8 protein-coding genes are annotated in these 13,198 nt (G+C 52.4%); 6 read left to right on the top strand and 2 right to left on the bottom strand.

What is annotated here, in order from left to right; translation table 11 throughout:
- Positions 1–140: 140 nt before the first annotated feature.
- The 5 genes from IEY46_RS21995 to IEY46_RS21975 all read left to right on the top strand — a co-directional run bounded on the left by IEY46_RS21995 (position 141) and on the right by IEY46_RS21975 (position 9,206).
- Complete coding sequence (locus tag IEY46_RS21995; RefSeq protein ID WP_188995044.1) at positions 141–3,158, top strand: alpha-mannosidase; 3,018 nt, start codon at positions 141–143, stop codon at positions 3,156–3,158.
- 132 nt (positions 3,159–3,290) lie between these two features.
- Complete coding sequence (locus IEY46_RS21990) at positions 3,291–4,202, top strand: ABC transporter permease (RefSeq protein WP_188996105.1); 912 nt, start codon at positions 3,291–3,293, stop codon at positions 4,200–4,202.
- Between the two features lie 14 nt (positions 4,203–4,216).
- Positions 4,217–5,113, top strand: a complete 897-nt coding sequence (locus IEY46_RS21985) for a carbohydrate ABC transporter permease (protein WP_188995043.1) — start codon at positions 4,217–4,219, stop codon at positions 5,111–5,113.
- 83 nt (positions 5,114–5,196) lie between these two features.
- Positions 5,197–6,876 (top strand): extracellular solute-binding protein, encoded by a 1,680-nt coding sequence (locus IEY46_RS21980; protein ID WP_188995041.1) that lies wholly within the window; start codon positions 5,197–5,199, stop codon positions 6,874–6,876.
- Between the two features lie 143 nt (positions 6,877–7,019).
- On the top strand, positions 7,020–9,206 hold the full coding sequence (locus tag IEY46_RS21975) for a hypothetical protein (RefSeq protein WP_188995039.1): 2,187 nt from the start codon (positions 7,020–7,022) through the stop codon (positions 9,204–9,206).
- A gap of 782 nt (positions 9,207–9,988) precedes the next feature.
- Here IEY46_RS21975 and rbsK read toward each other — a convergent pair.
- A complete protein-coding gene (rbsK, locus tag IEY46_RS21970) occupies positions 9,989–10,897 on the bottom strand; it encodes a ribokinase (RefSeq protein WP_188995037.1) in 909 nt (302 codons plus the stop codon).
- A 145-nt stretch (positions 10,898–11,042) separates the two neighbouring features.
- Positions 11,043–11,948, bottom strand: a complete 906-nt coding sequence (locus tag IEY46_RS21965; RefSeq protein ID WP_188995035.1) for a MerR family transcriptional regulator — start codon at positions 11,946–11,948, stop codon at positions 11,043–11,045.
- Between the two features lie 182 nt (positions 11,949–12,130).
- On the opposite strand from IEY46_RS21965, the gene IEY46_RS21960 reads away from it, so the two are divergent.
- Positions 12,131–13,075: a methyl-accepting chemotaxis protein gene (locus IEY46_RS21960; protein WP_188995033.1), complete on the top strand. Its 945-nt coding sequence runs from the start codon at positions 12,131–12,133 to the stop codon at positions 13,073–13,075.
- Positions 13,076–13,198 lie beyond the last annotated feature (123 nt).

Genomic DNA, 13,198 nt, shown 5'->3' with positions numbered 1-13,198 from the left:
AATAAAATTTATTTAAGTATATATTGAATATATACAATATTTATATTATATTAAAACGGAGAAGTTCATTCCGGTTATTTTAGGAAGCCGGCAGTTCCAATAAAGAAAGTCCATCAAGATTACGCCTAAGGAGGCTCAATATGCCGTACGAAACAATAAAACCCAAATCCTTGAAAGGCATGCTGGATCAGCTGCAGGCTCATATTTATGAACCCGTTTCCAATTTGCAGGTCAGCGCCTGGGTGACGCCGGAGCCTGTCGCATATGCGGAGCGCATGTCGGGAACCAAAGTAGAACTTGCGCATGGCGACCGTTGGGGAAACCTGTGGGATTGCGCGTGGTTTCATTTTACCGGTCAAGTGCCGGATCATGCCAAGGGGGCCAAGGTGGTCCTGCTCATCGATGTGAATGGAGAGCTGTGTCTGGTCGATGAGGAAGGCTCGCCGGTACAGGGGCTCACGAACATTAATTCGGAATTTGATTTCGAACTGGGTCTTCCAGGCAAACGGGTGGTACACATCAGTCCGGACGCTGCGGGCTCGGAAACCATAGATATTTGGGCTGATGCCGGCTGCAACGATTTGTTCGGCCGTTACCGCAGCGGCACTCTGAAAGAAGCGGTTGTTGCGATTTGCCGCGAAGAAGTCCGCAAGCTTTACTACGATGCGGAAGTGCTGCTTGAAATGGCGGAGCTGCTGCCCGCAGGGTCTGCCCGCAAGGAACGTATACTGCGCGTGCTGTATGATGTTTCACTGATTCTGACCGAGCTGACGGATGAGCGTATTGCCAAAGCGAGCGGCCTGCTCGGCGAGCAGCTTGCCAAGCGGGGCGGCGATCCCGTGATGACTGTGAGCGCGGTCGGTCATGCGCATATCGATCTGGCCTGGTTGTGGCCGATCCGCGAGACCATCCGCAAGGGAGCGAGAACGTTCTCCACGGCGCTGCGGATGATGGAGCAGTATCCGGATTATATTTTCGGAGCCAGCCAGCCTCAGCTGTACGATTGGATGAAACAGCATTATCCGAAGCTGTATTCGCAAATCAAGGAGCGGGTCAAGGAAGGACGCTGGGAGCCGCAGGGCGCGATGTGGGTGGAATCCGATACGAATGTGCCAAGCGGCGAGTCGCTTGTCCGGCAGATTCTGTACGGCAAACGCTATTTCATGGAAGAGTTCGGCCAGGAAATGAAAACGCTCTGGATGCCGGATGTGTTCGGCTATACCGCTGCGCTGCCGCAGATTCTGAAGAAATCAGGCGTAGATTCGATGATGACGCAGAAGCTGTCCTGGAGCGTATACAATCGTCATCCTCATCACACCTATATGTGGGAAGGCATCGACGGTTCCCGGGTATTGACGCATATGCCGCCGGAAGATACCTACAACAGCCCGGCAGCGCCGCGCTCCATTATCAAGGCCGAAGCTGAATACCTGGACAAAAACATTTCCGACAACTGCCTGATGCTGTTCGGCATCGGCGACGGCGGCGGCGGACCTGGTGAAGAGCATCTGGAGCGATTATCGCGGGAAAGCAATCTGCTGGGATTAAGTCCTGTCGTCCAGGAAAGTTCCGCGAAATTTTTCGAGAAGCTCAGCGAAGGTTCCGAGCGGTATCAAACCTGGAGTGGCGAGCTTTATCTGGAGAAGCATCAAGGTACGCTGACCAGCCAGGGCCGCAACAAATGGTATAACCGCAAGCTGGAGAAGGCGCTGCGCGAACTGGAATTTGCTACGGTATTGACGGAGCTCGGCGGCCATCATTCCGCTCCGTCGGCTGAGCTGGAGGAAATCTGGAAAGAAGTTCTGCTTTACCAGTTCCATGATATTCTTCCGGGTTCTTCAATCAAACGGGTGTATGATGAATCGCTCGAACGCTACGCGCTGCTGCTTGAGCGTGTGGAGAAGCTGATAGCCGACGCATACGGAGCGGTTACGGCAGGCATTTCCGGAACGGAAGCATCCGGAGCTTCGGCGATATTCAACTCGCTTCCGTGGGAGCGGGATGAGTGGGTGAAGCTGGATGGCAAATGGGCGCGCGTAACGGTGCCTGCAATGGGCTATGCGCTCACGGAAGCTGGCGGGGACGCTTATACAGCCGATGCGGGCAAGCTGCGTACCTCGGCCGAGGAATATCTGGTTGAGAATGATCTGATTGCAGTAAAAATCGGTGAAGACGGTACGATTGTTTCCATCTGGGACAAAGAGCATGGACGTGAAGTGGTTGCCGAAGGGCAGCGTGCAAATGACCTGCGCATCTATCACGATGATGGCGATGCCTGGGATTTTCGCCAGGATTACCGCCAAACCGGCGGGGCGCAGCCGCAGCTTGAAGAAACGAAGGCCTTTACCGATGGGCCGACTGCAGGGTTGATCCTGACCTATCGGTACGGACAATCCACGTTGACGCAGAAGCTGGTGCTCACTGACGGCAGCCGCCGGATTGATTTTGTCACCAAGGTGGACTGGAAGGAATCCGGACGGATGCTCCGCACGTCATTCCCTGTCGCGGTCCGCTCGGATAGCGTCAGCTGCGAGATTCAGTTCGGCTATTTGAAACGTCAGACGCACCGCAACACGATGTGGGATTATGCCAAAGACGAGATATGCGCCCATCACTGGGTCGATCTTTCCGAAGCGGATTACGGCGTGGCGCTGCTCAATGACAGCAAATACGGCTATAGCGCGGCAGGGAGCATTCTGGATTTGAATCTGCTTCGCAGCCCGTCCTCTCCCGACCCGGAAGCGGACCGTGCTGTGCATGAATTCACCTACTCGCTTTATCCGCACCAGGGCAATCATGTCCAGGCGGAGGTTTACAAACGCGGGTATGAATTGAATATTCCAATGCGGACGGCGGCGTTGCCGCAAGGGCCGAGCGGACAGCCGAAGCTTGCTGCCGGATCGTCGCTGCTCCAAGTGGATCATCCCAATGTGATGATCGAAACGGTCAAGCAGGCAGAGGATGGCAAAGGCATTATCGTACGCATGTACGAAACGGCAGGCACCAGGCTGAAGGCCGGATTGTCAGCCGGCTTTGCATTCACGGAAGCCTGGTCGACGGATTTAATGGAAGAGAAAAGCGAGCAGCTTCAACCCGAGGACGGCAAGCTCACCCTTTCTTTTGTCCCGTTTGAAATTAAGACGATCCGTCTGAACTAACGATAAGCGGGTTTCATAAACCGCCAGTAAACATCCCGTTTACGGATACGGGGGGGCGGATAGACAAGGGCGATGCAGCACGTGCATGACCCGTTGTCCGTCCCCTCCCATTCCAAGAAGGAGGCTGCAACGATGAAGGAATCCCTGCTGGGGAAACGAATTTGGCGCCATAAAATATTTTATCTATTCATGCTGCCTGGCATAGTCTGGTTTTTTCTTTTCTCCTACGTTCCGCTTTTCGGTATCCAGGTCGCATTCCGCGACTTTAAGTTCTCGGGAGGATTTACGGGCAGTCCTTGGGCAGGTCTGAAATATTTCCGTCAGTTCTTTGATTATTACCAATCTTTTGAGCTTATCCGCAACACGGTCGTGATCAGCTGCCTGAAGTTGTTTGTCGGGTTTTCCATGCCGATTATACTGGCCCTGCTTCTCAATGAAGTGCGCAACGTTAAATTTCGCAAAACTGTGCAAACGCTCTCTTATCTTCCGTACTTCGTTTCCTGGATCGTTGTTGTTACGCTGATGCAGCGGATTTTCTCCGTATACGGAGGGCCGCTCAACGATTTGATCGCCTCTTGGGGATTTGAACGCATTCAGTTTCTCTATAATACATCCTGGTTTTATCAAATGATTGTAGGCTCGGATATATGGAAAAACATTGGATGGAACTCCATCATCTATATAGCCGCCATTGCCGGGATTGACCAGCAACAGTATGAAGCAGCCAAGATAGACGGAGCGAACCGTTTCCGCCAGATCTGGCATGTCACTCTGCCAGGTATCCGAAACATCGCAGTTATTCTGTTCATTCTTGCTATAGGTAGTCTGATGAGCGCAGGTTTTGAGCAGCTGTTATTACTTAACGGACCTGCAACCGCTTCCGTGGGAAGCGTACTGGATGTCCATGTCATTAACGCTGGTCTACGGGAAGGCCGATTAAGTTATGCGGCGGCTGTCGGTCTGTTCCAGAGTTTAATAGCGCTTATCCTGATCCTGACGGTCAACCGGGTTGCCAAAAAGGTCAGCGATGTATCCCTGTTCTAAAGGAGTGATCCCATGTGAAGAAACGTCAAATTTCCGTATTTAATGTGCTGAATTATATCATCCTGTCGTTGTTTGGCCTGGCGATGATATATCCATTTATTTATATTCTGGTCTATTCGCTTAATGATGGCAAAGATTCCATGCTCGGGGCCTTGTACTTCTATCCGCGCAAGTTTACCTTGCATAATTACGCGGAGGTTTTTGACAACGCCCGTATCTGGAAAGCTTATCAAATTACGATTGCGCGAACACTGCTCGGAACGTTCCTGCATGTTACTCTTTCGACGCTAATGGCTTATGCCTTATCCAAGAAAACACTGCCGGGCCGGACCTTCTTTACCTTTTATATTTTCCTGCCGACGATCTTCAGCGCAGGATTTATCCCTTACTTCATCACCTTGCAGAAGCTGCATCTGGTCAACTCCTTCTGGGTGTATGTCATACCGTTTCTGTTCAACTTTATGCACATCATTATTATCCGCACATTTCTTCAGGGTATTCCCGAAGAGCTGGAGGAGTCGGCGTATATTGACGGCTATGGGGATTTTCGAATCTTCCTCAAAATCATATTGCCGCTATCCGGGCCGGTATTGGCCACGATCTCCCTGTTTATCGGGGTTCAGCACTGGAACGACTGGTTTTCCGGAACCTATTATGTGTCGGATAAGGATTTGATTCCGGTTCAGACGCTGCTGCAGCAAATGCTGAGCGAGGCGGAGGCACTCTCGTCCTCCATGCAGCGGGCGGCACAGCAGGGCGGCCAGACGACCAATGTAAACATGTCGGGCGCTACACCGGAGTCGATGCGGATGGCCCTTCTGGTTATTACCGTATTTCCGATTTTGTGCGTGTATCCGTTCCTCCAGCGTTATTTTGTCAAAGGCGTCATGATTGGTTCTGTCAAAGGCTAGGGTAAAGGTTTCCTTTCGGCGAAAATGCCGATATAACGGAACTTTATCATATATTAATTTCATCAAATCGGGAGGTTAGTTCAATGGAGAAAAAGGGAAAGAAGGGCGTTCGCGCCTTACTTGCGGTCACATTAATTGGGGGCTTGCTGGCTGGTTGCGGCAACAATGACAACAACGGCGGCAGTGGCGGTAACGATGGAGATTCAGGTTCGAATGGCGGTGGCTCCGGGGACAAACCGGTAACGCTTAAAATTCTCCACAACTGGAACGGATCGACTGGCGGTGATGTCGATATGACGCCGGTGGCGAAGCAAATTAAAGAGAAAACAGGCGTCACGGTAGAGTTTGAATACACGGTCGGCAGTGAGGTCGAGAAGGTCAATACGATCTTCGCGACACAGAACTTGCCGGATATCTATACAGGACCGGCATGGGGGAACGAGCTGGACGGCATCATTAAAGCGGCCAAAGAAGATCAGTTGGTCGACCTGACCGACAAGCTGGACAAATATCCGAATCTGGCGAAAGCGGTTGCCAAAGAAAATGTCCCGCCTGCTCTGTATGAGAAGGCAATCGATGCTTATGACGGCAAAAAGTTCCTGATGTATCAGAACCACCCGGCAACCGACGAGGATGCAATGGACTGGTTATACGGATTTTATGTGCGTAAGGATATTGCCGAAAAAATCGGCGTAGACCCGCAATCAGTAAAAACAAAAGACGATCTTTATAACTTCCTCAAAAAAATCAAGGACGCAAACCTGAACGAGAACGGCATGCCGGTCATTCCGCTGGGCGGATTCCATGGCGGCTGGGCTGTTAACATTGCCGATACGATGTTCTACGGAACAACGTATATCGACAAGGGAGACGGCACGCTTGAGCATAATATCTTCACCAAAGCTTATGAGGAATACACGCTGTTCTACCGCAAGCTGATTTCCGAAGGCCTGCTGGATTCCGAAGCCTTCACGCAAACGGATCCGATCGCCAATGAAAAAATCAAGCAAGGGCGCATTGCCGTTCTGGCCGCTCACTATCCGGCAATTCTCGATGCTTCCAAAGATTATGTAAAAGCGAACCCGGGTACAGACTATGTGCCGGTTGGGCCGTTTGAGCGTGCGGGAGCAGATGCCAGCCGTCCGGCTGATCTGGCTATCCAAGGCAATAACGTGACTGTTATTACCAAAGCCACCAAAAATGTGGATGCAGCGTTGAAACTCTTGGATTACCTGGCTTCCGACGAAGGCTTCCTGCTTGTGCGTTATGGCGTAAAAGGCGTTCACTGGGATGAAGTGGATGGCAAGCCGGTAGCCAAGCAAGAGTGGTTCGATAAATTTACTGCAGATACAACGGGCAAGATGAAGAAGAATGAAGGAATTGGCATCGGATTTGAAGCTCTGACGGGTATGGACCGCATCAATTCTGTTGGCGGCGGCGATATCTGGGCTGACCAGGATCGCCTGGCGGCTGTGGATAATGCACGTAAAATTCTTCGTCCTAATGGCATTAGTGTAATCTCGGCCTTCAATCCAGGAGATGTTATGACGAAATCGCCACAGTATGAAGGTCTGAAACCGGCGTTTGACCAAATCAGCGATGTTTGGAAAGAAGCGATCTTCGCCAAAACCGACGATGGCGCATTGAAGAGTATTAATGCTCTGCGGGAACAACTGAAAAAATCAGGCTATGATGATGCTATTAAATATGTAAACGAGAATCTGCAAGGCAAGGAAGTTGTGAAGGTGCAAATGCCTAACTAACACTACTCTCAAGCTGAAGAACTCGGCGCTTTGCTCGCGGAGCATGGGCGCCGGGTTCTTTGTTATTATCGGATCGTAAGGACTCGCCGCTGTTGGATGAAGCTATTATTTCTTTTCGAGAAGTCGATAGAGGAGGTTTTTGTATGAGCCGAAAAATGAAAGCAAGCCCCGAATGGACCGGATTTCAGGAATCCCGTCCGTACGGGACAAAATATGACTTGCGTACAGACTTTGTCATGGTTTATGGAATATCCGATGACCTGCCCGGAAGAATCGAAGGCTGGAAGAAGGCCGGTTACACCATTCATCTGATGACGGGCGTCTCATGGGGAGAGTACCAGGATTATCTGTACGGCAAGTATGACGGGCGCAATCACTGGGATGAAGCCCAGGCGGAGCGCGGCGGCACGCATCTGCTTCACGGCAAAGATGTGCCCTATATGGTGCCGACTATTTCATTCGCCGAATATTTGGCCAGCCATATCAAGAAAGCCATTGACTGCGGCGTGGAAGCGATTCATATGGAGGAGCCCGAATTCTGGGCGGCGGGCGGCTATTCCGAGGCCTTCAAGCGGGAGTGGCTCAATGCCTACGGGGAGGAATGGATTCCGCCGCATTCCTCGCCCGATGCCCAATATCGCGCATCGAAGCTGAAAGCTGCGATGTATTACCGGGCGCTGGACCGGATTTGCAGCCAGATGAAGGAATACTCGCTCGTCACCTATGGCCGGACGGTGCGTTTCTATGTGCCGACCCATAGCCTGATTAACTATACCCAGTGGCGTATTGTCAGTCCCGAAGCGCTGCTGGTGTCCATGCCGTCCTGTGACGGTTTTATCGCCCAGATCTGGACCGGAACCGCGCGGACGCCGAATGTGTACCAGGGTGTCCGCCGTGAGCGCACCTTTGAAACGGCTTATCTGGAATATGGCATTATGCAGGAGCTGACCCGTGGCACGGGCCGGGAAATGTGGTTCCTGCATGACCCTATTGAGGATAATCCCCGCTACAGCTGGAGCGATTACCGGAAGAACTATTTTTCAACCGTCGTCGCTTCCCTGCTGCATCCGGATGTCAGCCAATATGAAGTATGCCCTTGGCCGCGCCGGGTGTTCGAAGGCAGCTATCCGACCGAAGACGGCACGGGCAAGGAAACGATACCGGGCGATTATGCGACGGTCCTGCTGACTGTAATGAGCGTGCTGCGCGATATGCACAATCACGAAGAAGCCGAGGCGGGCGATGTGTATACTTCCGGAGTCGGATTATGTCTGGCAAATTCAGCGATGTATCAGCGTGGTGAAGTTCTTGCACCTGGCGAGGACGAAACGGCCGTCTTCAAATATGACGGCACGACAACAGCCGATCTGCTGTCGCCGTCCCAGCAGGAGCTGCTGGACTGGTCATCGTTCTATGGACTTGCACTGCCGCTTGTGAAGGACGGGATTCCGCTGCGTCCGGTACAGCTGGACAACATTCTCACATTCCCCGGCTACCTGGAGGATTACCGGGTGCTGCTGCTCAGCTATGAATTCATGAAGCCCGAGCATCCCGGCATTCATCAGGCGCTCGGGCAGTGGGTAAGGGAAGGCGGGGTGCTGATCTATGTCGGAGATGGCTCCGATCCTTTCCACGGTGTTCAGGAATGGTGGAACAACGCAGTGAGCCGAAAGCGGTATGACCGTCCGGAGGAGCATCTATTTGAATCCATGGGGCTTGGACGCAATCCGCAGGAAGGGGAATATCACGTTGGAGACGGTGCGGTTCTGGTTCAGCTGACCGATCCGGCTGCTCTGTCCCGTTCCGAGGCGGGCGCGAAGCAGGTCCAGTCGAATGTGCGCCGCGCCCTGGCGATCCGCGGGGAAGAAGGACAATACAAGGAAAGAGGGCATCTGCAAATCAGACGCGGCCCTTATCTGATTGCCCACGGACTCGATGAGACGCAAACGCCGCACAATGTCCGGTTTGAAGGCCGCTTCATCGACTTGTTTGAAGCGGAGCTGCCGGTGCTGCAGCAGGTTGAGCTGAAGCCGGGCGATGACCGTCTGCTTTATGATTTAAGCTGGACCGGGCAAAGCGAAGGCGATGCGGCTATTCTGATCAGCTCGTCGCGAATCAGAGAAGAGCGGCTGGAAGCCTCGCGGTTCTCCTTCTTCTCGGAATCGCCGTCCGATATGACCGTCAGTACGCGGATGCGGCTGGCCCAAGAGCCGAAGCAGGCCACAGCCGGAGGCCAGCCGGCCGAGTGGAGCTACGACGCGGACTCCGGCACTGTGCTGCTGCGCTATGCGGGCAGCCCGGAAGGCATCGAAGTGACAGTGGAATGGTAGCTCGATTGGATAAGTAAAACACAAGCCGTATGAACGCAATGTTCATACGGCTTGTGTTTTTATTGGCGATGGCCATTCGGCTATGACTGCCGAATAGCGGGCTGAGCTCGAAGCAGGAAAAACCGTGCAGCAGCGCCGAAATAGGCGGCTTGCGTGCTGTAGCAAGGAAAAACCTTGCTACAGCATCGCCCCCGGACCTGTTGGGCCGCCAGCGCGGCTCGAAGCAGGAGAAACCGTGCAGCAGCGCCGAAATGGGCGGCTTACGCGCTATAGCAAGGAAAAACCTTGCTATAGCGCCGCCCCCGGCCTGTTAGGACGCCGGCGCGGCTCGAAGCAGGAAAAACCGTGCAGCAGCGCCGAAATGGGCGGCTTACGCGCTATAGCAAGGAAAAACCTTGCTACAGCATCGCCCCCGGGCCTGTTGGGCCGCCGGCGCGGCTCGAAGCAGGAAAAACCGTGCTGCAGCACCGAAATGGGCGGCTTACTTGCTGTAGCAAGGAAAAACCTTGCTACAGCATCGCCCCCGGGCCTAGTGGGCCCTGGCGGGACCGAAAGAAGGGAGTCAGTGGGCAATGGGAGAGTTGGTGAAGGAGAGAAGTTAGGGGTAAGCAGTGAGATTTAATTAGTGGGAGAGTAAGTCATAATCGGTATAAATGGTGGAGAAAGGAGAGGGGGAGGAGGGGCTTAAATTTCTGGCCACTCCCAGGCTGGTTCATGAAATGACAAAAGCACCTGTACAAGCGAGCAGTGGCTCCTGTTCAGGTGCTGTTTCATAAATGGGTTTACGCCCCTTCCACCTCGTCCAGCGACGGCATGCCGTCCTGCGCGCCGAATTTAGTGACGGACAAGGAGGCGGCTTTTACAGCGAAATTCAGGCTTGCCTCGAGTTCGCGGCCGCTTGCGATTGCGAAGCCGAAGGCAGCGTTGAAGCAGTCGCCGGCGCCGGTGGTGTCAACAGGCTTGACCTTTCTCGCAGGCACATGAATGAGGCCGTCCTTATTGATGCAGGAGACTCCACTTTCGCCTCTCGTTACAATGAGGGTTTTGCCGTACCGCTCCTGCCAGTTGCCCATCTGCCGGATCAGCTCCTCCTCCGACTCGCAAGAGGTACCGCTGTAGTGGGCAAATTCCGTCTCATTGGGGGTGAAGATGTCCGCCAGTCCGATCAACTCCTCCGCCAGCGGAAGGGCTGGAGCTGGATTGAGCACGATGGTCACTCCGGCGGAAGCGGCGATCCGCATGGCGCGCTCCACCGCTGGAAGCGGAATTTCCAGCTGCACGAGCAGAATGTCCGCGCTGCGGATGGCATCGGCATGAGCCTCTACCATGTCGGAGTCACAAAGTTCATTCGCACCGGGGATAATGACGATGCAGTTATCCTCCTCGGTATGCAAAATCGTGGCAGTTCCGGTAGGCGTATCCTGTTTCATCGCGATTGCTGAGGTATTGACGCCAAACTGCTCCATGCGGCTTATGATTTGCGTGCCGAACATGTCGTCACCGACAGCTCCGATCATGATGACTTCGGCCCCAAGCCGGGCGCTGCCTACCGCCTGATTGGCACCTTTGCCGCCGGATATATAATGGATTTCCTTGCCGAGCAGGGTTTCCCCGATAACCGGCAAACGTTCCAGCGAAAGGACAAGATCCATATTCAAGCTGCCGACTACGGCCATTTTCGGTTTTTTCATTCCGTTTACCCCATTCCATGTTGGTTGCACCAGCTGCGCTTCATCGCTCCATGCGGCTGTCTTGCAATATCTACTAAACTATATCACGCTGGGCAGACTGTCGTATATCACGCTGCGGCTAACCTTATATCAAGAAATGGAGCGATTATCTCTTAACGAAAAGGTCTTGCTCCAGGTACCATTGCTCCCAATCCGTTTGATCGGCATAATAAATATTCACCAAATCCAGTGGCAGCGGATCTGCCGCCTGACCGAAGGCTTGGCCGCCCAGCACAAATTTCAGGTTAGGATATTCCTTGGTGGACGCTTCCATCCATGGAGCCAGCATTCCGATGTTCACAGGATCAGTAGCTGATATGGCGATAATCGATATATTTTTCATCCTGATAACGTCCGACAGTCCTTCAAAGGGCGTATCGGGACCCAGATAGATGACGTCAAATCCTTTTTTCTTCAAAAATAGGCTGAAGAGCATCAGTCCCATATGGTGATGCTCGCCACCCGGGCAGAAAGCGAGCACTTTCGGAAAATACGGATGGACTGGAAGAATCCTGAAAAATTGAAAAAACCTGTGCATGATGAGTTGGGATGTAAAATGCTCCTGAGCCACCGTCAGTTCACCGGCTTCCCACTCGGTTCCGATCCGTTGCAGGACCGGAATGAGGATCTGATGAAACACGTCCTCGAATTCGTACAAGGAAAAAGCCATATCAATAATCTCGTTGGCCCGCAGCGTATTATAGTCGATTAATGGCTGATACAGCTCATCGATTAGATTTTCATAGGTTTTGCCGCTTTGGGTATCCTTTTTTGTCTTAAAGGATGTTTTGCTCTCCTTTTGCTGAAGAAGGTGAACGGCTTCACTGATTTTTAGGCCATGTTTTTCCATCTGCAGCTTCAAAAACCGGAGCTTTTTGATGTCATTGTCCGAGAACATCCGATGCCCGCCTTCGCTGCGGTTAGGGCTGATAATATGGTAACGATTTTCCCAGGCACGTAACGTGACTGTAGGAATACCGAGCATCTCCGAGACTTTCTTAATGCTGTACATCACTTCTCACTCCTTGTCACAATTATACATAAACGATACAAAAACACTATGATTTCATTGAAAATATGAGAATAGGATCCTTTTTACTAGAAAATTCTTGCATATATTGTATAGTATTTGTATAATCTCGTTATAAACTTATACAAGAACTATACACGAGCGATGATAAAGGGAGCCTCTGCATGAGAGATGAGATGATAGGGTTATATCCGACTAGCCAAGTGCTGGACCAGAGAGAGGTTCTCACGGCGATGGAGCAGTCGCTGGCTATGATTGAATTTGATACCCGTGGACATGTATTATGGGCAAACGATAATTTTGCACGGTCGATGGGCTACCGCTCTGACGAGATGCCGGGCATGCTGCATCGGCAATTTTGCACGCAGGAATTTGCGGACCATTCAGACTACCGCAAGCTGTGGGAAGGTTTGCGCAGCGGCAAGGCTTTTCAGGATAAAATACTGAGAGTGACCAAGGAGGGGCGTGCAATCTGGCTTGAGGCGACATATATGCCCATCCGGAATGCGGAAGGACAAGTGTATGCCATTCTGAAAGTTGCAACGGATATTAATGCCCGCGAGCAAGCGACCTCTAAAATTACTGACGAATTGTCGGACATGTCCGAGGAGCTGTTGGACCGTGCCAACAAAGGCGTGGTGCGCAGTCATGAGATCGAATCAGCTATCGGAAAGGTAGTCGAGCGGGCTAATCAAAACATGGAGGTTCTCGGACTGCTCGATCATCAAACCAGCTTGATTCGCGGCATCGTCCGGACCATCCGCGACATCGCCTCGCAGACGAAGCTTCTGTCGCTGAACGCGGCAATCGAAGCTGCACATGCGGGCGATTACGGGCGCGGCTTTAATGTGGTTGCCGCCGAAGTGAAGAAACTGGCCGGGCAGGTCGAAGAAGCAACCAAAGAAGTGAATGGTTATGTCGAGGGGATCGTTGCCCAGGTGCAGGCGGTGGTTAAGGGGACGAAATATTCGCAAATCTTTGTAACGGAAAGCCAGCAGCGGATTCAGCAGGCGGCCGATGAATTTTTGAACATAGGGGAAGCCGCCCGGCAGTTGGATACGCAGGCCAAAGAACTGCGCTTGATGCTACAGCTTCATAATTCGCTATAACTGATCCGTACAAATGGTTATTCCAGGGTAATTCATACATGAGGAATCGAAGGCATCGTCCGGTTAAGCAAGCGTAGTATGGGTAACCCGGCAGCGGGAAAATTAAAAAAAGACCTTCCCGCG

The organism is Paenibacillus nasutitermitis (genome assembly GCF_014641075.1).
In the GTDB taxonomy this organism is placed as follows: Bacteria; Bacillota; Bacilli; order Paenibacillales; family Paenibacillaceae; genus Paenibacillus_Z; species Paenibacillus_Z nasutitermitis.
This window is presented reverse-complemented; position numbering and strand designations above follow the sequence as displayed.

Coding starts and splice junctions, on each gene's coding strand:
- rbsK (WP_188995037.1), bottom strand. CDS start 10,897: ATGAAAAAACCGAAAATGGCCGTAGTCGGCAGCTTGAATATGGATCTT.
- IEY46_RS21995 (WP_188995044.1), top strand. CDS start 141: ATGCCGTACGAAACAATAAAACCCAAATCCTTGAAAGGCATGCTGGAT.
- IEY46_RS21990 (WP_188996105.1), top strand. CDS start 3,291: ATGAAGGAATCCCTGCTGGGGAAACGAATTTGGCGCCATAAAATATTT.
- IEY46_RS21965 (WP_188995035.1), bottom strand. CDS start 11,948: ATGTACAGCATTAAGAAAGTCTCGGAGATGCTCGGTATTCCTACAGTC.
- IEY46_RS21980 (WP_188995041.1), top strand. CDS start 5,197: ATGGAGAAAAAGGGAAAGAAGGGCGTTCGCGCCTTACTTGCGGTCACA.
- IEY46_RS21975 (WP_188995039.1), top strand. CDS start 7,020: ATGAGCCGAAAAATGAAAGCAAGCCCCGAATGGACCGGATTTCAGGAA.
- IEY46_RS21960 (WP_188995033.1), top strand. CDS start 12,131: ATGAGAGATGAGATGATAGGGTTATATCCGACTAGCCAAGTGCTGGAC.